The organism is Cutibacterium acnes (assembly GCF_003030305.1).
In the GTDB taxonomy this organism is placed as follows: Bacteria; Actinomycetota; Actinomycetes; order Propionibacteriales; family Propionibacteriaceae; genus Cutibacterium; species Cutibacterium acnes.
In genome coordinates this window covers 95612-117970 of the sequence record NZ_CP023676.1, presented here as the reverse complement: position 1 = coordinate 117970, position 22359 = coordinate 95612, and the positions used below count along the sequence as shown (strand labels likewise).

Below are 22359 nucleotides of genomic sequence, written 5' to 3'. Positions count from 1 at the left end.
ATGGCACAACGCCCCGTCTATCCCTTCTGCGCCATCGTCGGTCAGGAGGAGATGAAGCTGGCTCTCATCCTCGCTACCATCAGCCCCGATTTGTCCGGGGTACTTATCCGCGGCGAGAAAGGCACCGCCAAGTCCACCGCGGTGCGCGGACTAGCAGCCCTACTGCCGCAACACCGGGAGATTCCCGGGCCCTACCACCTGTCCCCCGACGAGTACCCGACCCACGCGGTCGCACTCAACCTGCCTGAGGTCATGCCCGAGCCTCGCACCGTGCAGGTGCCGGTCGTCGAGCTGCCGGTGGGAGTCACTGAGGATCGCGTCACCGGCACTCTCGACATGGAGACAGCCCTGCGGGAGGGGCGACGCCGTTTCGAGCCGGGTCTGCTAGCAGCCGCGCACCGGGCGATCCTCTACGTCGACGAGGTCAACCTCCTCGACGACCACGTCGTTGACCTGCTGCTGGACTCAGCCGCCATGGGCGTCAACACCGTAGAGCGAGAGGGGGTCAGCGTCACCCATCCAGCCCGGTTCACCCTGGTCGGCACCATGAATCCGGAGGAGGGCGAACTGCGCCCCCAGTTGCTCGACCGCTTCGGGCTGTGCGTCACCGTCAGCGGGGAGGACGACCCGGACAAGCGCACCGAGGTAATCCGGCGCCGAATGGCCTTTGAGGACGACCCTGGTGGCTTCTCACGCACATGGGAACAGGATGGCCACAAGCTCAGCGAACGGATCCAACGTGCTACTGAGCTCGTCACCCAGGTAGTCATCTCCGACGAAACTCTCACGACGGCGGCTCGTACCTGCATCAACGCACACGTCGACGGTCACCGCGCCGACATCATGATGGTCCGGGCGGCGCGCACTCTGGCAGCCTGGAACGGTTGCACCGAGATCACCACAGAGGCCCTCTCTCAAGCTGCCCGGCTCGTCCTGCCGCACCGGATGAGACGACAACCACTCGAGTCAGTTGGTAGGGCAGTGTGATACGCACCCCACGCCGACACTGGCATCCGAAACTGGGCTGGCTTCCGCACATCCCCCGGCAAACCCCACCGCCCATTGACGCCCCTCTGATCGACGTCACCCATGCCCACGATGGGCGGGCAGTGGTGCGCCGGATGGCCCGCGATGGGCGGCGCTGGCTACTGCCCGGGTCAGTCTCCTCGGCCTTCGTCAGCCTGGTGAACATCGGCGTGCCGATGGCTCTGGGGCGTGCCATTGACGACGGAGTGGTGGCTGCCGATGCCGCTGCCTTGACCGGATGGCTGGCCCTGGTCGCGCTGGCATACCTGGTGCGCGCAATAGCCCAGACGATCCGGATGCAGACCAATGTCGGAGCCGGTTTGGCCGAACACGACTTGCGGATTCAAGCCCTCGAACGGATCACTGCCCCGGAGGGGATCGGTGGGCGCTCGCGGCTTCCCGGTGATCTGCTCGCGGTCGTCGTCACTGATGTGCGGGCGGTGTCGCGCGCCTTCATCGCGTTGACGTCGATCCCTGGCAACGTTGTCACCCTGCTCGGTGCCCTGATCTCGATGACCCTCATCAACGGCTGGTTGGCATTGGCGACGGTGTGCATCGTGCCGCTGCTCATCCTGTTGTCGGTGAAGGGGGTCGCCCCGGTCAAGCGCAGCACCCGGCGTGAGCGCCGCGCCGAGGCCGCCGTCGCCGGGTCGGCCGCCGACCTCACCAGTGGGTTGCGGATAATACAGGGGCTATCGGCGCAACGCCGAGCCACCGCAAGGTTCCGGACCGCCAGCCGCCAAGGCCTCGACGCCACCCTACGCACCCGACGCGTCAAGGGGGTCTACACCGGGACGATTAACGCCTCGGTGGGAGTATTCATCACCGCGCTGACGGTGCTAGCTGGGTGGCTCACCCTAGCCGGGCGTATCAGTGTCGGGGAACTCGTCACCGTGGTCGGGCTGGCCCAAACCCTCGGCCCTCCGCTGCGAGCACTGGGCGTCGACACCGCGACGATGTTGGCCACCGCCCACGCCTCCGGGGACCGATTCTGTGAGTTGCGTGATAGCCCGGCAGCCTGGCAGATCCACCCCGACGACGGTGCCCGCACCACACCGGGTGATGGCCCGGTGGAGTTGCACATCCCGGTCAGGGATTTCCAGCTTGACGTCGCCGGCGGCACCCATGTGGGTGTCATGGCGCCTCAATCGGTCTGTGACGCCTTGGCCGAGGCGATAGACCACGGCTCCGAGACCGTCTTGAATGGGGTTCCCGCCAGTCGCCTCAACCCTGCCCAACGGCGTCGTCTGGTGCTGGTGGCTCCCCGCTCCCCCGAACTGTTCGACGATACTGCCCGTGCGAACATCGTGCTTGACAGCCAGACGACTGTCGCCAGGCTGAATGCCGTCGTCGACGCAGCCGCTTTGGACACTGTCGTCGCCGTGTTACCACGGGGGTTGGAGACCGAGGTCGGAGAGGGCGGTCGCCACGTATCCGGGGGTCAGCGTCAACGCCTAGCCCTGGCGCGTGCCCTGCTGCACTCTCCTGACGGCCTCGTTCTCATTGACCCCACCACGAGCATCGACGCCGTCACCACCGCCACCATCGCCAGGAAGGTGCGGCAGTTGCGAGCCGGACGCACCACCATCATCGCTACGACATCCCCGGCCTTGTTGGACCAGATGGACGAGGTGGTGCTGCTCGACGCCGACGGCCGTCAGATCGCACGGGCCCCGCATCGCGAACTGCTGGCCCGCGACGACTACCGGGAGATGCTGTCATGAGTACCCCGCGTTCATTGCCACTCGCCACTGCCGCCCAGGTTCGCCAGGAGGTCCACCGGGCAGCTCGCGGAGTGCGCGGCTACTTCATCGGGGCAATCGTGGTGATCACGGCGGCGTCTCTGCTTGATCTGACGGTGCCGGTGGCCACCGGCTGGATCATTGACGCGGCCAAGGCTCACCGTCCGACCTCGGCGCTGCTTACCCCGGCGTTGGTAATGGCTGCCGCGGTGATCGGGTCGGGGATCTGTAACGGTGCCGCACAGTCCCTCACGCCGTCCTTCTTCACGACCATCATCACCCGGTTGCGGGAATCCATGATCGCGGTCGGCTTGGGGCTGGACCAGCAGCGGGTCGAGAAAGCCGGTACCGCCGATCTCGTCTCACGGGCCTCCGACGATGTCACGGCTGTGCGCGACGCCGCCAATGGCGCCCTCCCCCGTCTCGTCAACACCATGATCATGGTGATCGTGTCAGTGGGTGCGCTGGCCAGCTTGCACCCGCTCTTCTTCGTCCCCGTCCTCCTTGCTGGGGTGCTCTACGGCCTCGCAATCCGGGAGTTCCTGCGCACGGCCCCACCGGTGTACCGGGCGGAAAGAAACGCGTCGACGACCCAGTCCCAGCGCATTCTCTCGACGATTCACGGGGTGGACGTCGCGCGCGCCTTCGGCCTGGAAAACCTGCGCACCCGGGCGGTGGCCAACGGATCATGGCAGGCGATCCGCTGGAACCTACGCGGACGATTCCTCGGCAACACCCTTGTCGTGCGGCTGCTAGCGGGCGAGGCGGTGGCGACTATCGGCGTCGCCTGGACGGGATACCTGCTTGTCACCACCGACCGGCTGAGCGTCGGCGCGGCTGCAACAGCGGTGCTGGTGCTGTTGAGGTTGTTCTCTCCTGTGCGGTTCCTGCTCATGTTCCTCAACAACCTGCAGGCCGCATGGGTATGTCTGCAGCGAGTGGTGGGCGTCATCCAGGCCCGCCACGACAAACCGGCCGTCTCCGAGCGGTACCAGCGCGGGCCGACGTCGATCCACGTGGATCAGGTGAGCTTTGGCTATCAGGACGGGCCCGATGTGCTGCATACGGTGAGTCTGGACATTCCGGCCGGACACACCGTGGTGCTCGTCGGGGAGTCGGGGGCAGGCAAGTCGACCTTGGCGGCCCTTGTCGCGGGGTTGCTGGAACCCCGGCAGGGAAGCATCACCATGACATCGGGCCATGCCCGGACGGTGCTTATCAGCCAGGAAATCCACACCTTCTCCGGCACCCTCTTCGACGATGTCGCATTGGGGCTAGCCGGGCAGGCCGAGGACTGGCCTGACGAGCGCGTCCGCGACGCCGTCCTCGCCGCGTTGGAACGGGTCGGGGCCGATTGGGTCGAGCAGCTCCCTCACGGCGTCGACACCGTGGTGGGACGGTTGGGAATCCGCCTGTCACCTGCCCAGGCGCAACAGGTCGCCCTGGCGCGCGCATTGCTGGCAGACCCGCCCGTCATCATCCTTGATGAGGCGACGGCGGAGGCCGGCAGCTCCGGTGCCACGGCTCTTGACCGTGTCGCAGCTGAGGCTGTCAGGGGGCGGACCGCCCTCGTGGTGGCCCACCGACTGTCCCAGGTGACGATGGCCGACGAGGTCGCCGTCATGGACAACGGCCGGATCGTCGAAGTCGGGGCACCAGAGCAACTGCGTCAAAGCGATGGCCCATTTGCGGCGCTGTGGCGGGTGTGGTCAAACCAGCACTGAGCTGCAGTACAGCCCAGCGCTGGGAACGATCAACACGTCAGATTCTGCCCTCGGTTGCCTCGGCAATACCGGCGTCGATGTTGCGCCAGTAGGACAGCGCGTTGCCGATGACCGGCTCTTCCATGTCGAAATTGGTCATCAAGTCCACCAAAGTATCGACGAGCTCGTCACGCTCTGCGTCGGAAAAGACGTCATGCACCAGGGCGTGGGCCTGACCGAAGTCGTCATCTTCCGCGTGCCGGGTCTGGGCGGAACGAACGAGTTCGCCGTCAGCCTCCCAGGTAGCTTCGGAACCGGTTCGGTATCCGGTGGCAAAGTCGCGACCGTAGGAGTTCGGGGCGTAGGTGGGTGCCGAACCGGAGTGTTCGAAGGCCATCTGGCCGTCGAAGGTGTACTGGTTTGTCGGCGTCGTTGGCCGGTTCACAGGGAGTTGTTCATAGTTGACCCCCAGACGGTTGCGGGCGGCATCGTTGTAGGCGAAGACACGACCCAGCAGCATCCGGTCTGGGGACAACCCAGTGCCCTCAACGGTGTTCGACGGGGAGAAGGCCGCTTGCTCGATCTGGGCGAAGAAGTTCTCCGGGTTGCGGTCCAGAGTGAACTTGCCGATGGTGTGCAGCGGGTAATCCTTATGCGGCCACACCTTGGTGATGTCGAACGGGTTGAACCGGTAATCCTTGGCTTCGTCATAGGGCATGAGCTGCACCTTGACGGTCCAGGACGGATAGTCGCCGTCGGCAATGTGGTTGAAGAGGTCCTCGCGGTGGATGTCTGGGTGATCACCGACGATCGCTTTGGCCCGGTCAGCAGTCATGTTGTGAACACCCTGGTCACTGATGAAGTGGTATTTCACCCAGGTGATCTTCCCTTCGGCGTTAACCCATGAGTAGGTGTGCGAGGAGTAGCCGTTCATAGTGCGATAGCTGAGCGGAATGCCGCGCGGTCCCATGAGGTAAGCCACTTGATGGGCCGATTCGGGGGACAGGCTCCAATAGTCATACATCATATTCGGACTGCGCAGTCCGGAATTCGGTAACCGTTTCTGGGAGCGGATGAAATGCGGGAACTTCATCGGGTCACGCATGAAGAACACCGGGGTGTTGTTGCCGACCATGTCGAAGTTGCCCTCGTCGGTGTAGAACTTCAACGAGAATCCACGCACATCACGCCAGGTGTCAGGGCTGCCGAGCTCACCGGCGACTGTGGAGAATCGGGCCAGCATGGGGGTTTCGCGCCCCTTCTGCAGGAAGGATGCCTTGGTGTACTCCGAGACGTCAGCGGTAACCTCGAGATGTCCGAAGGCCCCCGATCCCTTGGCGTGAGGCTTGCGTTCGGGGATGTTTTCCCGGTTGAAATGGGCCAGGGTGTCGATGAGATGTGCGTCGTGGAGCACTACCGGGCCGTCAGCGCCGACGGTCAGGGAGTATTCGTCGCTAGGCGCTGGCGACCCGTTGGTGTTCGTTGACGGCTTGCTGGGATCAATAGGCATGACGACTCCTCTTTATGAGTTGAGTGCTCTCTTCCAGATTGCCCCCCAACAAGGTCATCTCCAAGCTCATAACGCCACGGGAGAAAGTCTGTACAAGAAAGGCAGAACCCAGGGACGATGACCCGACAATGGGGTGTATGAGTGAAACCACCGTCACCAAAAACGACCAGCAGTCACGCTACGAAGCTTATATCGGCGGTGAACTCGCCGGGTTCGCCGAATTCCGACGCGAGGGGGATGTCATCGTCATGCCCCATACCGAAACATTCGAAGCCTTCAGTGGCAAAGGTGTCGGCAGCGCTCTGGCGCGCTTCGCCCTCGACGACATTGCTTGCCAGAACTTGTCGGTGCGTCCGGACTGCACCTTCATCAAAGGGTGGTTGGACAAGCACCCCGACCACCCGGTGAACGTTATCTGAGCCCCCAAATGCGTGGGTGGGGCTGAGCCTTTTCCAAGGCTGAGCCCCACCCACGCGCTTTCACACTGGGTACTTCAACGGATTGTGCGAATGGCGGCATTCATCCGACTACGAGCATCACCCCGTAGGAAGCCAAACAGGCAGCCGATATCGAGACGATGCCGGGGATCAAGAACGAATGGTTGAAGATGTATTTTCCGATCCTCGTTGTCCCGGTATCGTCCATCTCGACCGCAGCCACCACGGTGGGATACGTGGGTAGCAGGAACAGCGCCGAGGCCGCCGCGAAACATCCGACCAGGACCGACGCTGGAAGCCCAAGAGCCGCAGCAACCGGCATGAACGTAACCGTGGTTGCGGCCTGCGAGTAGAGCAACGATGCAGCCAGGAATAGCACCACGAACAACAGCCACGGTGCCGAGTGGATGACTCCCGATCCGGCAGCTTTGATGGTGTCGATGTTTGAACTCACGAAGGTGTTGCCTAGCCAAGCGACCCCCATCACGCAGATGGCAGCAGAGGTGCCACTTTTATAGGTTGCCTGGGAAGTGATCTCGTTAAGCGGGACTTTACACAGGGTGGCTATGACGAGGGCGGCAGTCATCATAAACGTCATGATGGCGGCGCCTCGCGGCAGCGGGGGCTTGTCCACGGCGGTGATGGCAGCGGCATAAGCCATCACCACGACCAGGGATACCACGAAGATTATCAGCGAACGCCTTGCGTAGGGCTTGATGTTGTAGTTGTCCGCCTCCCGATGCGAGATTTGGCCCTTTTCCAGTCGCTGTAGATAGACCGGGTCGAGTTCCAACTCGCATCCGAGTTTTGAGGAAACAACCGCACCAATCATCGAGCCAACGTAACCCCCAACGATCGAGACCAGGACCAGTTTCGGATACGAAACCCCCAAGGGGCCAACAATGGCCGCCATCGCCACCATCGCCGCCGAAATCGGAGAGGCACATATGCCGATCTGCGAGGCCACCGCCGCGATGGATAGTGGGCGTGAGGGTCTCACCTTCTGTTCCTTCGCCACTTCCGCAATGACGGGAAGAGTGGCGAATGCGACATGTCCGGTACCACACAACACGGTCATGAAGAACGTCACGGTGGGCGCCAGGAAGGTGATTCTCTTCGGGTTGTGCCGCAATATCCGTTCGCTGAGCATCACCAGCAGTTCTAGGCCGCCGGCTACTTCCATCGCCGCCACGCAAGAAATCACTGAGATGATGACCCCAATGACGTCCCACGGAATACCAGTACCTGGGTCGACCTTGCAGCCGAGTAATCCCAGGACGATGACGCCGGCACCCCCTGCATAGGCGATGCCAAGTCCTCCCTTGCGTGCCCCCAGGAAGATGAATAGTAGGACGACGGCCAGTTGAATGAAGAGCATCATCGCGTGTCAGCAACGCTCGGACACGAATGTCCTGGGATCCTCCGGGAGACCGCGGTCACTCGGCTCGTAGGTACGTCCGGAATACCGGGGGTGCAGGAAGTTCTGGGTCGACATGATCTCGTCCAGCCTTTCCTCCGGGATGAGGTCGTGTTCGAGGACGACCTCACGAACTGACTTTCCGGTACGGGCAGCTTCCTCGCCAATGAGATCGCCTTGATGGTGTCCAATCACATCATTCAAGTAGGTCACGATACCGATGGAATTGGTGACATACTCCCGGCACCGCTCCACATTTGCGGTGATCCCGTCAATGCACTTGCTACGCAACGTGTCGCAGGCATTGGTCAGCAGGTGGATGGACTCGAACATTGCTTGCGACAGCGCCGGTTCCATCACATTAAGTTCTAGCTGACCGGCCTCGGCAGCGAAACAGACGGTGACATCGTTTCCAAATACTTTGAAGCAGATCTGATTGACGACCTCGGGAATGACCGGATTCACCTTCGCCGGCATGATGGACGATCCCGCCTGCATCTCTGGAAGGTTGATTTCCTTGAGCCCAGCCCTCGGTCCAGATGAAAGCAATCGTAAATCGTTGCAGATCTTGGAGATCTTCGCTGCTAGGCGTTTGATAATAGAATGGACAGCAATGTAGGCGCCGTTGTCGTAAGACGATTCCATGAGGTTGGTGGAGGGACGAATCGGGTATCCGGTCACCTCGGCCAGTTTCTCAGCAGCAAGTTCAGCATATCCGTCTGGGGTGTTGATCCGAGTTCCGATGGCGGTGCCGCCCAGGTTGACCTCTACGAGAAGATCGCTTCCAATATCAAGCCGGTCCAGTTCAGCACGGATGTTGTGTGCGTACCCGTCAAACTCCTCACCCAAAGTCATGGGGACGGCATCCTGCAATTGGGTACGCCCCATCTTCAGTACATCGGCAAATTCCTCAGCCTTGGCATCGAAACTGTCTGCGAGGTCGGCGACGGCTCGCTTCAGCCCCTCTAGCAAAGCGTACACCCCGAGCCGGAACCCGGTGGGGTAAGCGTCGTTAGTCGACTGGGACTTATTGACATCATCGTTGGGGTGGATGACGTCATAGGTGCCTTTCGGGTATCCCAACATTTCGAGGGCCAAATTGGCGACAACCTCATTGGTGTTCATGTTGATCGAGGTTCCCGCTCCTCCTTGGAAGGAATCAGTCGGGAATTGGTCCATACAGCGCCCATCATCCAAGATCGCATCGCATGCAGCGACAATGGCGTCAGCGACATCACTCGGGAGAACCTTCAACTGCTTATTCGTCAGAGCTGTTGCCTTCTTTACCTGAACCATTCCACGAATGAAGTCAGGCTCGTCATTCATACATCCGCGTGATACTTGGAAGTTCTCTAAAGCCCGCAAAGTATGAATTCCATAGTAGTGCTCATTCGAGATTTCCCGTTTCCCAAGAAGATCTTCTTCGATCCGGATCTCAGTCAACTTTACTCCTAACCAATATATGTTGTTTTGTCATCTAAACTCGCACACCCGTCTTTGACCACATACGTAACAATAGGGTCATTAAAGGCGAAGAAACAGAGGTTTCATGTAAGCCAATAAATGGCGCTCCATAGATACCAGAAGATAGCCATCATTCCGAATATAGCACAACCGTAAACTACAAGATTGGCACGGAATGAATGGCGATAAGCCCACCTCCTTATGGACACCACGTATCTAGGATATGCTAGCACGCCTCTACATGATGGACAACCTGACCCCTGACGGGCAAGATCAACCCATGCCTGCACACTCTGAACCACATCAACCAAGGACCCTACTTACTCCTGCCATCCCAGGTGGAATAGGTAGAAAGGGCCTCGGCGCACATAGTATTTTGAGGATACGATAGCCGAAAAAGGATTCTCCTGTGCCTACTTCCTCCGCCGGATCGCACCGCGCCTGGCTCATGGTCGGAGCCGGTATCTCTCTACTTGCCGGCCTCGACGGCGCCCTGCTACTACTCGGAGTGTGGTCACCGGTGATGTCGACGCGACTATCCAAGTGGCATGGACCCCTCATGGTGCTCGGGTTCGTTGGGACCGTCATCTGTCTGGAACGTGCGGTGGCCCTCGGCCATCGCCTCGCCTACCTCGTCCCGGCCATGTCCGGGTTTGGCGTCATCGTCCTGCTGGCGCCTCTGCCCTTCGACTCCGCCCGCGCCGGGCTTGCTCTGCTCACTCTTGCCCAATTGGGGCTGCTGACCATCTACGTCCCCCTATGGCGGCGCAGTCACGACGACGCCGTCGTCATCCAGGGCGCTGGAGCCTTCTGCGCCGCCGGGGCCGCTGCCCTCCTGACAACCGGGGCACACGTCTCCCAGATCGTCGGATGGCTGGCCTGTTACATGATCCTGACGATCTGCGGGGAGAGGCTGGAGCTGTCACGACTGACGATGGCGCGTAATCGCGCCTTGTCAGCTTTGTGCCTGGCGGTGGTAGCAGCCCTACTCGTCTCGGTGGTCAGCCCGGCGATCGGATGGCGAGTACTCGGTGTGGTACTCATCGGACTGGCGGTGTGGTTATGCCGCCATGACGTTGCCCGTGGCGGCCTGAGACGCGGCGGCCAGGCCGCTTACATTGGCACCCTGCTCATGATCGGCTACCTGTGGCTCGCAACAGCCGGTATCGTCTGCACGATTCAAGGACCACCCACTTCCCGAAATGGGTATGACGCCGTCGTCCACTCGCTCTTCCTCGGATTCACCATGGGGATGATCCTCGGCCACGCCCCCATCATCCTGCCCGCCGTGTTGCAGGTCCGGCTGGAATGGACGACGTGGTTCTGGCTCCCAGCCTTCCTGTTGGAGGCCTCCCTGCTGGTGCGCATCGGTATCGGCGACGGGTTGGACCGTTCCGCCGCGGTGCAGGCGGGCGGGACCGTCAACGTACTCAGCCTATTGACCCTAGTAGCTGTCATCGCCACCCATATCCAGCCCCGCACCAGGGCCAGAACGCACCTGAAATCTACTCCACGCTCCCGGTCAGGAGAGGACCATGCCTGAGATCACATCCGCGCCCGTCGGTCGCAAACCCGACACGAATAAGCGCAGTTGGCACCGTAAAGCGTCACGTCCGGTATCAGGGTGGCTGGTAGCCCTGCTCATCGTGGCGGTTGCGAACCCGTGGATTCCGCAGTCACGCTGGCTGCTGGTGCACATGGTCACACTCGGCGTAGCGACTACCTCGATCATGGTGTGGGGCCAATACTTCACCGAGGCGATCCTGCACAACAACCTCACCGACACTGACCGTAGTCGTCAGGTATTACGTATCAGACTGCTCGCAGTCGGCATCGTCATCACCTGTATCGGCATGGTGGTGACCTGGCCATGGATAACCGTCACCGGCGCCGCCGTCATAGGATCGACGCTGACCTGGTACGCCTTCGCTCTAGGCCACCAAGTCCGCCACGCTCTGCCGGGGCGGTTCGACTCGACGGTGTGGTTTTACTGCGCGGCCGCATGTCTACTGCCACTGGGGGCGACCCTCGGCGCGATCATGGCCTTCTCCCCCACCGAGCCGTGGCGAACTCGTCTATTGGTGGCCCACCAGGCGCTCAACCTGCTCGGCTTCGTCGGTCTGACCGTCGTCGGCACCCTCATCACTTTGTGGCCGACGGTGCTGCGCACCAAGATGCAGCCCGCCCAAGATCGCCACGGGAAAATCTCCCTGTGCGTCATGTTCGTTGCGGTGGCGGCGACAACCACCGGCGCCCTGTGCGGGTTGTGGTGGCTGGCTGCCCTCGGCGTGACGGCCCACATCGTCGGAATCTGTATCGTGCTGGGCGACCTGGTGGCCTGCGCTGCCCACAAACCGCCGCGCGACTTCCCCGGGTTCACCATGGGGGCCGCTATCTGCTGGATGCTGGTGTGGCTCGCCTGGCTGGCATGGAAGTTAGCCTCCAACGGCACCAGGCTGCTCGCTGACGACATCTTCACCCTGTCGGTACCCGTCATCGTCGGATTCCTGCTCCAACTCCTCATCGGCGCGATGAGCTACCTCATGCCGATGGTCATGGGCGGCGGGCCGAAGATCGTCCGAGCCACCAACGCCAAGATGCACGCCTACGGAGCACTGCGCGCCACGATCACCAACGCCGGCCTGTTGCTGTGGGTGCTCGCGATGGGCACTTGGACCCGTCGCATCGGCATGGTGCTGACCGTCGTCGGATTGGCCACCTTCCTGCCGGCGACTGCGGCGATGGTGCGCACCGGAGTGCCCATGCTCAAAGAGAAGGGACGCCAGATGGCGGCTCGAAAGGCTGCTTCGGAGATAGGCGAAGCCCCCGATCCCGACAATGGACCGGCCCAGGCTGCGCCCGTCGCCTCCCTAGATCGCTCTGCCACCAGCAAACCCGTCGAGCCTGCGCCCACCGCTCCCCCAAATCGCCGCTCCTTCGTCGGGGCTTTCGCCGGTCTGGCCACTGCCCTGACGGCGGCCGCGGTCGGTCACCATCTCGACCAGACCACACCCACCGACGACACCAATGGTTCGGCAGCGGTCGTCGGGCACGTCGCCCCCACCGGTCACACCACGACAGTCAACATCACTGCCAAGGGGATGAAATACCACCCCAGCACCATCACCGTTCCAGCTGGTGACCAGCTCGTCGTCGAGATCACCAACAAAGACCCCAACCAGGTCCACGACCTTCAATTCGCCAACGGGGCTCACTCACCACGCCTCACCCCCGGAGACCACGCCACCGTCAAAGTCGGGGTCATCGCCGGGCCAACCGAGGGCTGGTGCACCATCGTCGGACACAAATCGATGGGAATGGTACTCGACGTACAGGTCGCCGGCATGTCCGGTGTACACGACCGGGACGACCACGTCGATACCGCCGATCCCCGTCGCAGGATCGACTTGGCCAAGGCCCCAGGCAAGGATTTCAGGACCCGAGATGCAGTGCTACCACCACTGATGACCGGACGTGTTCACCGGATGACGCTCATCGCCCAGGAGTCGGTGCAGGAGATCGCCCCCGAAACCACCATCGACGCGATGACCTACAACGGCCGTTACATGGCTCCGGTTATCCACGCGCGCATCGGCGACGAGATGAGGGTCCATCTGGTCAACAGGGGCACTATGGGTCACTCTTTGGACTTTCACGCCGGTACTGTCTCCCCCACCAGGGTCATGCGCACCATCGCTCCGGGGCAGGAGTTGGACTACAACTTCACCCTGCATCGCGCCGGGATCTGGCTCTACCATTGCTCCACCGCCCCAATGTCGGCCCATATTGCAGCAGGCATGTTCGGTGCCGTCATCGTGCCGCCCCACGACCTGCCTCGGGCTGATCGGGAGTTTTACCTGGTGCAGTCGGAGACTTACCTCAGTGAGCACAATGGGGCGGAAGTTAATACTGCCAAGATTGCCAACGAGACCCCTGATCTGACGATGTTCAACGGTCACGCCAACCAGTACGTCTTTGAGCCCCTCAAAGCCCGGGTCGGTGAGCGAGTGCGCATCTGGGTGCTCGCGGCTGGTCCAAGCCGGGGGTGTTCCTTTCACGTCGTCGGAACCCAGTTCGACACTGTTTTTAAGGAGGGCGCCTACACCCTTAAACGTGGCAATCCGGAAGGTGGCGGCTGCCAAGCCCTCGACCTGGCCAGCGCCCAGGGCGGTTTTGTCGAGATGGTCTTTGAGGAGCCAGGACGCTACACCTTTGTTAACCATTCCTTCGTGGAGATGGAGCGTGGCGCTAAAGGATTCATTGAGGTGACGACATGAGCACTCGGCACGATGACACCGCGAGCCTGGTCGATCCGGGGTCACAGAAGCGTATCGACGAGGTCGCCGACGCCCTGAGACGACGTGGCGGTTCAGCGACGAGCGCCGAACTGGCCTCCGACCTGGGGATTCATCCCTCGACGGCGCGATTTCACCTCGACCGTCTCGTCGAGCAGGGACGAGTGGAGGCAACACGTCGACATCGGGCGACCCGGGGGCGCCCGCACACCGTCTTTACCCTCGTCAGCGATGAAGGGCCGCGGGCCTATCGGTTGCTAGCTCAGATGCTCGTCGACGAGGTCGCCATCAGTAACAACCCGACAGCTATGGCCATGCGCATTGGTCAGCGTTGGGGTCGGCATCGCCGCGGCGACCTCATCGCAGTGCTCGATGACATGGGCTTCTCCCCGGCCGCAGAAGAGGGCGGCATCGTGCTGCGCCACTGTCCCTTTCTCGACCTGGCCCGCGATCACCCCCAGGTGGTGTGTTCCCTACACTGTGGGGTCGTCGAGGGTGTGACGGGGCAAGCCGCGACTATCGACGCTAACCCCGGAGTCCGGTGTGTGATACACACCTGAGTGACGGATGCCCTTGAGAGGGGCTAGGGGCAGAACCTCAGTCGCCTAGACCGGTTCCGACCTGACGGGCCGCCTTAACCCATGGGTGGTCGGCAGGCACGTATTTAACCTTGCCAGCGACATCTTTCAACGGAACGGTCGTGGCGTCTCCGCCCTGAGCGGCGACCATGATGCCGAACTCGCCGTCGTCAACGAGCTTGGCACCCACGGTTCCCAGCCGGGTCGCGAGCAGACGGTCGTGGGCGCACGGGATACCACCGCGCTGCACATAGCCGAGGATCGAGACTCGCGATTCCAGCCCGGTGGCCTCCTCAAGCTGAGTAGCCAATTTGAGGGTGTTGTCACGCATGGAATGCTCAAGGTCCTTCTTGGCCTTCTTGGCAGCCGCCTTTGTCTCGGAGGTCTTGGAAGCGTCAACGAGGGCCTGAGCTCCAGCCATCGCGGCCGAATCAGCCTCATCGCGAGCTCCCTCAGCCACCGCGATGACCGAGAAATTCAACCCCTGCTTTTGCCGGTTTTCCACCGCCTGGACGATGGAGTCCAGCTTGTAGGGCACCTCGGGCAGCAGGATGACGTCAGCGCCACCAGCGATGCCCGAGCCGAGGGCCAGCCAGCCGGCACGGTGGCCCATGATCTCAGCGAGGATGATGCGGTGGTGGGAATGGGCGGTGGAGTGCAGCCGGTCGATGGCCTCCGTGGCAATCTCCAGTGCTGTCGAGAACCCGAAGGAGTCGTCGGTTCCGACGATGTCGTTGTCAATCGTCTTGGGCAGATGCAGGACGTTCAGTCCGGCCTTAGCGAGCTTGTACGCGTTCTTGGCGGTGCCACCGCCACCCAAAGTCACCAAAGCGTCAAGTCCCAGCTTCTCGTAATTCTCGACGATGGTGGGGACCATATCCCGTTCCTCGCCGTCGATAATCATGTGATTGACCTTGTCACGGCTAGTTCCCAGGATGGTCCCGCCGACCGTCAAGATGCCTGAGAGGGCACGCGGGTCAAGGGAGATGGTGCGGTTCCCTGCCAATCCAAGAAAGCCGTCCTGAATACCGATGAGCTCCATGTCGTGCTGGCGGATGGCAGCCTTGCCAAATCCGCGGATAGCGGCGTTGAGCCCGGGGCAATCACCGCCTGCGGTGAGGATGCCGACCTTCTTCTTTTTGGACATGACGACTCCTGATCTGTGTCGGGTGGTACCCATCCTTCCATGGATGGCACCGACAACACTGCGGTCCATTGTGGCAATCATGTGCGTCACTGTGACGACTGCCATTCGTCGTGGCAGCTGGCGTCCTCCCGGGCAGGATTGCCACAGCGCCGGAGAGACGGGGCCTCGGTCAGATAACCCGCTGGGTGGAGGAGCCACTCGTCGTCGGCTTACGGAGTACCGATAAGGTGGAGCGCATGAGTGGCGGCCTCGATCTGATGGTCACTGATGGGAGCCTCACTCCCGCGTGACATACCCTGCTGCATAGGCCATTGATGGATGGTTCCGTCGCTGCGACCGCACAGTTATAGACACCTCTATCAGCGTTTATCAGGGCGGATCCGGTGTTCGCGCCCGTTGACCACGACGATGACGTCTTCGGCATGGCCGCGGTCTGCCACGATCTCGAACCAGATAACCTGGCCGTCGCGCCACTGCATTGAGACGCGATAGCCGCCGCGAGCCCGCAGACCGATCGCCTCGCCCTCCGCCTCCCATGCCGGTGGCAGAGCGGGAAGCAAGCGAATCCGACCGTCGTGGCTCTGCAACAGCATCTCCGCGACGGCCCCTACCAGCCCTAGGTTGCCGTCCACTTGAAAGGGCGGATGGGTGGTCCACAGGTTCGGCAGCATGTTGTAGGTCAGCAACCCGCGTACCATCTCACCGGCCCGGTATCCGTCCCCGAGGCGGGCAAAGAGCGCGGCACGCCAGGGCCACGTCCATGAGCGTCGGCTGTCGCCTACTACCATCTCAGCGCGAAATGGTGCCACGGTAGGTGCACCCGCCACCGGCGGAGGTTCCCCACAGCGCGCCTTCAGGGACACCAGCGCAGCCGCCTGCAGCTCGGGTGTGTCTGTGGTTATCTGGCGCCCGGGATAGACGGCGAAGAGATGCGAGGTGTGGCGATGCAGCTCGGTGGGATCATCCCGGTCGTCCTGCCACTCCTGCAGTTGGCCCCAGCAGCCCACCTGGTTGGGCGCCAGCCGGTCTCGCAGGCGCTCCACCCGATAGTAGAGGTCGTCCTCGACGCCCAAGGCCCGCGAGCATTCCAGCAGGTTGGTGAACAGATCCCATACGATCTGCTGGTCGTAGGCTACCCCGTCCTCGCGTGGGCCGTGTTCGGGCGACCATCCTGCCGGCGCGACGATCATCCCGTCGTCACGTTCCACTAACTGGTGCTCCCAGAAACGACAGATCTCAGCTAGCATCGGCAGACCCCGAGTACGTAGCCACTCGTCATCGCGAGTAAAGGCCCAGTGCTCGTAGACGTGGTGGGCGTACCAGGCGCTTGCCACGGTATTGGGTTGCCACCCATTGCCCCCCCAGCGGGCTCTGGGACGTGCGCGCCGTCCAGCCGGGGACATCGGGGCCACACATCGCCCGGGTAGCGGAACGGCTAGGGACAGCTACCTCCTCCATGAAGTTCAGCAAGGCAATGTGCTCCTCGCTCAGGCCGGTGACCTCCGCGCCCCAGTAGTTCATCTGAACATTGATGTTCGTGTGGTAGTCACTACCCCACGCAGGATCGTTGCTGTCATTCCACAGGCCTTGCAGATTGGCCGGCAACCCCTCCGCCCGCGACGAGGACACGAGCAGGTAGCGACCCAGCACGACAGCGAGCTGCTCCAAGCCCACGTCGGCGGCCCCGTCACGATAGCGTCGCAGCCGTACGTCAGTGGGCTGCGCGTCGAGTTCTGGGACGGGACGACCCCAGCGCAGGCGACACCGGTCCATCACCGCTGAGAACTTAGTGACATGAGCGTCGTGCAGCCGCTCCCATCCCAGGGCCGTGGCCGAGCAGATTCGTTCGTCGACGACCGGCCGTGGGTTAACGCCACGCCACCCGGCTACGGCACTCAACGCGTAGTCGGTACCGGCGTCAAGGACGAGCGCCAATGTCGTCGCGTCCTCGACGACGATTCGATCGCCATGGGCTATCGACCGGCCATCGCACTCCAGGAGGACCAAGCTCGCGCAGTAGCGCAGCCCGTTGCCCAGTACGCCATCGAAGACAACGGATGTGTCGCCAGCTACGCGCGAAGGCACCCCCTGCGCCGATTCGAGTCTCACCGTGCACCCGAAAGGTGCCGATGCCGAATACCGCAAAACGATGACGTCTGCCTCACGACTCGCGAAGGCCGAACGCTGGTGCCGCACGCCACCAGCATCGAAACAGGCATATGCCACGGCATGGCGCAGGTCCAGTGCGCGCTCGTAGCCACTAACGGTCGACTCATCGAGATCGGCGAAGCTGATCGTCACTCGACCGAAGTCGAGGTAACGCCCGAAACCGTGCATCGAAGTGTCGAAAACGTCGTCAGCGACACCGCACAGGCCGTTAGCGTAGTTGTTGGACCCCGCCCACAAACTGTTCTCGTTGAACTGCACCACGTCACGTGCGATTTCCCCCCGTAGGACGGCCCCGAGACGGCCGTTGCCGATCGGCAGCCCGTGAGCCTCCCACTTCGCTGCAGGTGAGCGGTAGTGCAGACGCCATGACTCAGCCAGCATGACGCGGCGCAGTCGATGATCTCAGCACCAGTTCCGGCTCCATCAGCACGCCGTGGTGCTCTCGGTCGGGTCGTTCGACCATGTCGACAAGCAGATCGATAGCGGCGGTTCCGAGATCCTGGAAGGACTGGCGCACCGTGGTCAGTGCAACCGGAGCGAAGGCAGCCAGCGGCACATCGTCGGCGCCGACCACCGACACATCTTCGGGTACACGTCGGCCTCGGTCAACCAGAGCGCGCAGAATCCCGAAAGCCATGTCGTCGCTCGCCGCGAAGATAGCCGTTACCTCCTCCATCCGAGCCAGCAGGGTCCCGAGCCTCCAGCCGGACTCGGCACTCCAGTCACCGATGAGCACCGGCGGCTCGGGACGCCCGTGTTTGGCCAGCGTCGCCGCCCAGCCCGCCTGACGGCCCGACGCGTCGGCCCAAGTGCTGGGTCCGGCAACATGCCATACGGTGTCGTGCCCAAGTCCTAGCAGGTGCTCCGTGGCCAGTACGCCTATCCGCTCCTGGTCGATGCACACCGCGTGGTGCCCAGTGCCGTCCGAGAAGCCATCCGGCACCGCCTCGCTCGACGAGCCACCAAATACGACAGCAGGTAGCCCCCTTGCCGCTTGCGCGAGAGCATCGACGTCATAAACCGGGACCGCCACGACGATACCGTCGACTCCCTGCTGACGCAGGTGTTCGATGCTCTGACACACCGCTTCGGGGGCAGTCGACGTCACCGACGCTGCGGCCACGTAATATCCGTGGCGGCGGGCGGCCGACGTCATAGCGTCCACGTAGGCAGCACGGGAGTAAGCGACCGAGCCCTGGGTCAGGACCCCTAGCGTCATCGTGTGCCCGGTCACCAGCGCTCGAGCGATGCCAGTGCGCCGGTAGCCCAATTCGTCGATCGCCAATTCCACCTTGAGTCGGGTTACCTCGGATACGTTCGTTTGGCCTCGAACCACCCGCGACACCGTTTGGGGCGACACGGCAGCCCTCCTGGCCACGTCGGCCATTGTCGGTGCCCGACCGGTCAGAGGCGGGGAGAAGCCGCTCGCGGACATGTCACACGTATCGGCGGTTGTAGACACCGAGCACGGCGATGACGACGCCCAGGGCAAGAGCCATGATTCCTGCCTGGACCCATCCCGTAGTGCGCATCGCCACCATGACGACGACGCATGCGCCCAGTACCAGCGCAAACGCCAGCCACCCGAACACTTGAGACATCTTGTCAGACACGGATTACCAATTCCTCTCACTTGAGTCCGCCGCCACCGATGCCAGTGACTAGCCGCTTTTGGATGGTGGCATAGAGCAAAAGCACTGGAACCATCACGATGACCATGCCGGCGTAGAGGCGACCATAGTCGGCGGCCGCCCGCTGAGCCTGGAACAGGTTCAGCAGACCCACTTGCAAGGTCTTATGCTCTCCGGGGATGAGGGTGAGAGAGATGATGAAGTCGTTCCAGAAGCTCAGGAAGTTGAACAGGATCACCGTGGAGATGGCTGGGCGTGCTATCGGCACCATGATCGACAGCATTGTGCGCAGTCTGCTCGACCCATCCAGTGCTGCGGCCTCCTCGTAGATCGCAGGGATGGTGCGGAAAAACGAGACTAGCAGGTAAACAGTGAACGGCAGGCTGGCGGCAGCGTAGACCAGAGCCAGCACCGCGAGGTTGTCGATGAAGAAACCGTTCGGTAGCCAGGATGCCAGCGCCTGATCCCAGCCCAACAACATGAGGAAGATCGGGACGACGATGTAGTTGACGTTGATGAACAGGCCGGCCATGAGGAAGCCCTCTACCAGCGCCCGTCCTCGGAAGGGGACACGAGCGATGGCATAGGCTGCAGGGATTGCGACGCTCAGTGAGAAGACCAGACCAAGCACGGTCACGAATAGTGAATCCGTGAAGTAGATGCCCATCTTGGCGGTGACGAAGGCGTCGACGAAGTTCTGCCAGTGCAGTCCGTCGGGCAGCCGCCACGGACTGCCGAAGAATTCGGGCTTCGTCTTGAAGGCGGCCATGACGACCCAGGCCACCGGGACGATGATGAGAATGCTGATGATCACTAGAAGGGCGTGGGCGGCCAGTCGGTAGCGCCGGTCGGCACGCGAGGGGGTCGGGACGGCGCTCATTAGTACTGAAGAACTTCTCTGCGAGTCACGTGGCTGATCAGCATCGCGACGAGGAACGAGAACAGGAAGGTCACCACGCCAATCGCCATACCGTAACCATAAGCTGAGTTAGTGAACGCCTGCTTATACATGTAATTGAGCAGCACCTCCAAGCTACCGTTGGGCCCACCATCAGTCAGAGCCTTAACCAGCACGAAGGCGAGATTCACCGAACTCAGCACGAAGAAGGTGAGGGTGGTACGGATGTTGCTCCAAATTAGGGGAATGGTGATCGATCCCAACTGAGTCATCCGCCCGGCACCATCCAGCGAGGCCGATTCGTAGATCTCGACTGGCACCGACGACATGCCGGCCATGTAGAGCACCACATAGTAGCCGAGCGATTGCCAGACCATGGCGATGGCAACGGAGTACATAACCACGTTCTGATCGCCGAGCCAGACTGGCCCGTGTCCCAGTCCCAGCGCTTGCAGGAGGCCGTTCACCAGTCCGTTGTTTTGATCGAAAACTGCCGAGAAGATGGCTGCCACGACGACGATGGACAGCACCGACGGCAGGTAAAGCACAAACCGGTACCAGCCAGCTCCCACCAAGGTCTCCCGAGTGAGGACCGCCGCGATAAAGATGGAACTGCAAATGGTCACAATCGTCACTACGACGAGGATAAACAATGTGTTCTCAAACGCCCGGACGAAAGCGGGATCGTGGATGAGGGCGGCGAAGTTGTCTAGCCCGATGAAGCTAGGGGCATTTCCCAGCCCATTCCAGTCGAACAACGACATATGGAATACGTTGAGCGTCGGATAGACGAGGAAAAGTACATAAAGGACCAGCGCCGGCAGAATGCACAATGCAGCAAAGGGGCCACCACCACCCATAGGCGTGCGGCGGCGGGCCCGGCGGCCGGCTGGAACAGTCGCTATGGGAAGAGTCAAGACAGCCTCGATTCATCCATGATCAGCACAGAGGGATCAGGGGTCAGTAACCGCCCAGCTTGTTGCTGGCCTCGTTGACCTTCGCCTGCCAGTCCTTGACCGACAGTTTTCCGCTAGCCACGGAGTCCACCGAGTCGAGCAGCGCGGTTTTCATGTCGATGCCGGGTACGGCCTTGGCGGACTTGAATCCACCGATAGTCGACTTGAGGCCTGGCTCATCGTAGACGGTATAGAAGGGTGCCACTTCGGCCGGCAGGCCCTTTGTTCCGGTCTTGGTAGGCATTGCTGCACCAGCCTTGGCGAATAAGCCAGTGGCCTTGTCGGAGTAGAGCCAGGCGATGAAGGTTTTCGCCGAGGCCTTATTCTTCGCGCCACTGGGGATCCACACGCTCTCGATGAAGCTGGTGAGGTGCCGGTCTTCCTTCTTCATGGCCGGCACTGTCGTGAGCCCCCACGCGAAGCCGGCGCTGCGCGGAGCGTCTTTCATCTCCCCCGCCACCCAGGAACCGTCAGGGCAGAAGAGAGCCTTGTCCGCCATGAGGGCCGCCTGGTTCTTGGTGTAATCCTGGTTGTTCGCGTAACCGACCGTCTGCGGCAGGGTGTACTGCGTCAGGAGCTTGCCGACGAGGTTGAGCGCTTGGGTGGCCTCACTGCCTGTCCAGATGTTCTTCTCGTAGCTCATCACCTTCTTGAAGTAGTCATCACCGCCGATGCTCGACAGCAGCGCAAAGAAGAAGGTGTCAAAATATCCGGCCGTCGGGTAAGTGAACAGCGATACGCCCTTCGCCTTAACTTCGTCACCCAGAGCGAAGAACTCGTCCCAGGTAGCCGGTAACGTCCAACCATTCTTTGTGAAGAGGGTCTTGTTGTAAACCAGTCCAGCCGGGGCCATGAACGTCGGCGCCAGCATCAGCCGGTCGTCATCATAAGGATTGGTGGTGAGGTTGCCCACCATACCCGGCAGGAGTTTGTCGCCGATGGTCGTGGTCTCGCCTTTGTTAGTGATCTTGAGAATGTCATTGAGTGGTTCCAGCGACTTGTTCTGCACAAATTTGTCAGTGAAACCAGTTTTGCCACCCACCCCCATAAACACGACATCCGGGAAATTGCCTGCCGCCACCTGCGGCGTCAACTCCTGATCGATGGTCTTACTGACGGTGAGCTCGACTTTGGCACCAGTGGCCTTCTCGAAGGCTTCGGCGACCTGCTTGTAGATGGCTGCGCCGTAAGCATTCTCGAAAGCGGCGACCTTGATAACCCCGCTGGCCTTCCCCGCACCACCCGAGGTAGACGCCGTGGTTCTCGAACCCGGAGAGCAGGCGGCTAAGGGGACAGTAGCCGCGGAGGCAGCCAGGCCGACCATAAAGGCTCGTCTAGTGAGTTGCATGGGAAGTCCTCTCGCGCGGACATGAGGGCGTAACGAGT

Annotated in this window: 19 protein-coding genes; 8 read left to right on the top strand and 11 right to left on the bottom strand. The window is 61.8% G+C overall.

The window, feature by feature from the left end:
• The 3 genes from CPA42_RS00560 to CPA42_RS00550 all read left to right on the top strand — a co-directional run bounded on the left by CPA42_RS00560 (nucleotide 1) and on the right by CPA42_RS00550 (nucleotide 4492).
• Entirely contained in the window at nucleotides 1–987 is a 987-nt protein-coding gene (locus CPA42_RS00560) for an ATP-binding protein (protein ID WP_002515831.1), read from the top strand.
• Between the two features lie 134 nt (nucleotides 988–1121).
• Nucleotides 1122–2750 carry an ABC transporter transmembrane domain-containing protein gene (locus CPA42_RS00555; protein ID WP_002518610.1) on the top strand — a complete coding sequence of 543 codons (1629 nt, stop codon included), beginning with the start codon at nucleotides 1122–1124 and terminating at the stop codon, nucleotides 2748–2750.
• On the top strand, nucleotides 2747–4492 hold the full coding sequence (locus CPA42_RS00550; protein ID WP_002515844.1) for an ABC transporter ATP-binding protein: 1746 nt from the start codon (nucleotides 2747–2749) through the stop codon (nucleotides 4490–4492). The genes CPA42_RS00555 and CPA42_RS00550 overlap by 4 nt, the downstream gene beginning before the upstream one ends.
• A gap of 37 nt (nucleotides 4493–4529) precedes the next feature.
• Here CPA42_RS00550 and CPA42_RS00545 read toward each other — a convergent pair whose 3' ends face one another.
• The gene (locus tag CPA42_RS00545; RefSeq protein WP_002515777.1) at nucleotides 4530–5981 is read right to left on the bottom strand and encodes a catalase; all 1452 of its coding nucleotides are present in this window, start codon (nucleotides 5979–5981) and stop codon (nucleotides 4530–4532) included.
• 137 nt (nucleotides 5982–6118) lie between these two features.
• Between CPA42_RS00545 and CPA42_RS00540 the strand changes: the two genes are divergently transcribed.
• Nucleotides 6119–6400 (top strand): GNAT family N-acetyltransferase, encoded by a 282-nt coding sequence (locus tag CPA42_RS00540; protein ID WP_002518609.1) that lies wholly within the window; start codon nucleotides 6119–6121, stop codon nucleotides 6398–6400.
• A gap of 100 nt (nucleotides 6401–6500) precedes the next feature.
• Here CPA42_RS00540 and CPA42_RS00535 read toward each other — a convergent pair whose 3' ends face one another.
• Both CPA42_RS00535 and aspA read right to left on the bottom strand, forming a co-directional pair.
• Complete coding sequence (locus CPA42_RS00535; protein WP_002515884.1) at nucleotides 6501–7799, bottom strand: anaerobic C4-dicarboxylate transporter; 1299 nt, start codon at nucleotides 7797–7799, stop codon at nucleotides 6501–6503.
• Between the two features lie 6 nt (nucleotides 7800–7805).
• On the bottom strand, nucleotides 7806–9278 hold the full coding sequence (gene aspA / locus CPA42_RS00530; RefSeq protein WP_002515727.1) for an aspartate ammonia-lyase: 1473 nt from the start codon (nucleotides 9276–9278) through the stop codon (nucleotides 7806–7808).
• A gap of 469 nt (nucleotides 9279–9747) precedes the next feature.
• Between aspA and CPA42_RS00520 the strand changes: the two genes are divergently transcribed.
• From CPA42_RS00520 to CPA42_RS00510, 3 genes are read left to right on the top strand one after another with little or no spacing between them, the layout of a single operon-like run.
• Nucleotides 9748–10842, top strand: coding sequence for a hypothetical protein (locus CPA42_RS00520; RefSeq protein WP_002518607.1), 1095 nt, complete (start codon nucleotides 9748–9750; stop codon nucleotides 10840–10842).
• Nucleotides 10835–13576 (top strand): multicopper oxidase domain-containing protein, encoded by a 2742-nt coding sequence (locus tag CPA42_RS00515; RefSeq protein WP_002515794.1) that lies wholly within the window; start codon nucleotides 10835–10837, stop codon nucleotides 13574–13576. Before CPA42_RS00520 ends, CPA42_RS00515 begins: the two co-directional genes overlap by 8 nt.
• Nucleotides 13573–14154 carry a helix-turn-helix transcriptional regulator gene (locus CPA42_RS00510; RefSeq protein WP_002515926.1) on the top strand — a complete coding sequence of 194 codons (582 nt, stop codon included), beginning with the start codon at nucleotides 13573–13575 and terminating at the stop codon, nucleotides 14152–14154. The genes CPA42_RS00515 and CPA42_RS00510 overlap by 4 nt, the downstream gene beginning before the upstream one ends.
• A gap of 37 nt (nucleotides 14155–14191) precedes the next feature.
• Here the strand turns inward: CPA42_RS00510 and CPA42_RS00505 are convergent, their stop codons facing one another.
• The gene (locus tag CPA42_RS00505; protein WP_002515919.1) at nucleotides 14192–15424 is read right to left on the bottom strand and encodes a 6-phosphofructokinase; all 1233 of its coding nucleotides are present in this window, start codon (nucleotides 15422–15424) and stop codon (nucleotides 14192–14194) included.
• A gap of 5 nt (nucleotides 15425–15429) precedes the next feature.
• Here CPA42_RS00505 and CPA42_RS00500 point away from each other — a divergent pair, with 5 nt between their 5' ends.
• Nucleotides 15430–15609: a hypothetical protein gene (locus CPA42_RS00500; RefSeq protein ID WP_002518605.1), complete on the top strand. Its 180-nt coding sequence runs from the start codon at nucleotides 15430–15432 to the stop codon at nucleotides 15607–15609.
• A 69-nt stretch (nucleotides 15610–15678) separates the two neighbouring features.
• Here CPA42_RS00500 and CPA42_RS13005 read toward each other — a convergent pair whose 3' ends face one another.
• From CPA42_RS13005 to CPA42_RS00475, 7 genes are all read right to left on the bottom strand, one after another.
• Nucleotides 15679–16653 (bottom strand): glycosyl hydrolase family 95 catalytic domain-containing protein, encoded by a 975-nt coding sequence (locus CPA42_RS13005; protein WP_023032812.1) that lies wholly within the window; start codon nucleotides 16651–16653, stop codon nucleotides 15679–15681.
• On the bottom strand, nucleotides 16595–17869 hold the full coding sequence (locus CPA42_RS13000) for a glycoside hydrolase family 95 protein (RefSeq protein ID WP_002518603.1): 1275 nt from the start codon (nucleotides 17867–17869) through the stop codon (nucleotides 16595–16597). Before CPA42_RS13000 ends, CPA42_RS13005 begins: the two co-directional genes overlap by 59 nt.
• Complete coding sequence (locus CPA42_RS00490) at nucleotides 17859–18875, bottom strand: LacI family DNA-binding transcriptional regulator (RefSeq protein ID WP_002525243.1); 1017 nt, start codon at nucleotides 18873–18875, stop codon at nucleotides 17859–17861. The genes CPA42_RS13000 and CPA42_RS00490 overlap by 11 nt, the downstream gene beginning before the upstream one ends.
• Before the next feature lie 49 nt (nucleotides 18876–18924).
• Nucleotides 18925–19089, bottom strand: a complete 165-nt coding sequence (locus tag CPA42_RS12550; RefSeq protein ID WP_002518601.1) for a DUF6903 family protein — start codon at nucleotides 19087–19089, stop codon at nucleotides 18925–18927.
• A 28-nt stretch (nucleotides 19090–19117) separates the two neighbouring features.
• Nucleotides 19118–19999, bottom strand: coding sequence for a carbohydrate ABC transporter permease (locus tag CPA42_RS00485; protein ID WP_002515782.1), 882 nt, complete (start codon nucleotides 19997–19999; stop codon nucleotides 19118–19120).
• On the bottom strand, nucleotides 19999–20877 hold the full coding sequence (locus tag CPA42_RS00480) for a carbohydrate ABC transporter permease (RefSeq protein WP_002515942.1): 879 nt from the start codon (nucleotides 20875–20877) through the stop codon (nucleotides 19999–20001). Before CPA42_RS00480 ends, CPA42_RS00485 begins: the two co-directional genes overlap by 1 nt.
• Before the next feature lie 100 nt (nucleotides 20878–20977).
• Complete coding sequence (locus tag CPA42_RS00475) at nucleotides 20978–22297, bottom strand: carbohydrate ABC transporter substrate-binding protein (protein WP_002525244.1); 1320 nt, start codon at nucleotides 22295–22297, stop codon at nucleotides 20978–20980.
• Nucleotides 22298–22359 lie beyond the last annotated feature (62 nt).

What these genes read in the sequence shown, in the direction of transcription:
- CPA42_RS00510 (WP_002515926.1), top strand. Translation starts at nt 13,573, where the DNA reads ATGAGCACTCGGCACGATGACACCGCGAGCCTGGTCGATCCGGGGTCA.
- CPA42_RS00545 (WP_002515777.1), bottom strand. Translation starts at nt 5,981, where the DNA reads ATGCCTATTGATCCCAGCAAGCCGTCAACGAACACCAACGGGTCGCCA.
- CPA42_RS00515 (WP_002515794.1), top strand. Translation starts at nt 10,835, where the DNA reads ATGCCTGAGATCACATCCGCGCCCGTCGGTCGCAAACCCGACACGAAT.
- CPA42_RS12550 (WP_002518601.1), bottom strand. Translation starts at nt 19,089, where the DNA reads ATGTCTCAAGTGTTCGGGTGGCTGGCGTTTGCGCTGGTACTGGGCGCA.
- CPA42_RS00555 (WP_002518610.1), top strand. Translation starts at nt 1,122, where the DNA reads ATGGCCCGCGATGGGCGGCGCTGGCTACTGCCCGGGTCAGTCTCCTCG.
- CPA42_RS00540 (WP_002518609.1), top strand. Translation starts at nt 6,119, where the DNA reads ATGAGTGAAACCACCGTCACCAAAAACGACCAGCAGTCACGCTACGAA.
- CPA42_RS00520 (WP_002518607.1), top strand. Translation starts at nt 9,748, where the DNA reads ATGGTCGGAGCCGGTATCTCTCTACTTGCCGGCCTCGACGGCGCCCTG.
- CPA42_RS00550 (WP_002515844.1), top strand. Translation starts at nt 2,747, where the DNA reads ATGAGTACCCCGCGTTCATTGCCACTCGCCACTGCCGCCCAGGTTCGC.
- CPA42_RS00560 (WP_002515831.1), top strand. Translation starts at nt 1, where the DNA reads ATGGCACAACGCCCCGTCTATCCCTTCTGCGCCATCGTCGGTCAGGAG.
- CPA42_RS00490 (WP_002525243.1), bottom strand. Translation starts at nt 18,875, where the DNA reads ATGGCCGACGTGGCCAGGAGGGCTGCCGTGTCGCCCCAAACGGTGTCG.
- CPA42_RS00505 (WP_002515919.1), bottom strand. Translation starts at nt 15,424, where the DNA reads ATGGCAGTCGTCACAGTGACGCACATGATTGCCACAATGGACCGCAGT.
- CPA42_RS13000 (WP_002518603.1), bottom strand. Translation starts at nt 17,869, where the DNA reads ATGCTGGCTGAGTCATGGCGTCTGCACTACCGCTCACCTGCAGCGAAG.
- CPA42_RS00485 (WP_002515782.1), bottom strand. Translation starts at nt 19,999, where the DNA reads ATGAGCGCCGTCCCGACCCCCTCGCGTGCCGACCGGCGCTACCGACTG.
- CPA42_RS00535 (WP_002515884.1), bottom strand. Translation starts at nt 7,799, where the DNA reads ATGATGCTCTTCATTCAACTGGCCGTCGTCCTACTATTCATCTTCCTG.
- CPA42_RS00480 (WP_002515942.1), bottom strand. Translation starts at nt 20,877, where the DNA reads ATGGGTGGTGGTGGCCCCTTTGCTGCATTGTGCATTCTGCCGGCGCTG.
- CPA42_RS00475 (WP_002525244.1), bottom strand. Translation starts at nt 22,297, where the DNA reads ATGGTCGGCCTGGCTGCCTCCGCGGCTACTGTCCCCTTAGCCGCCTGC.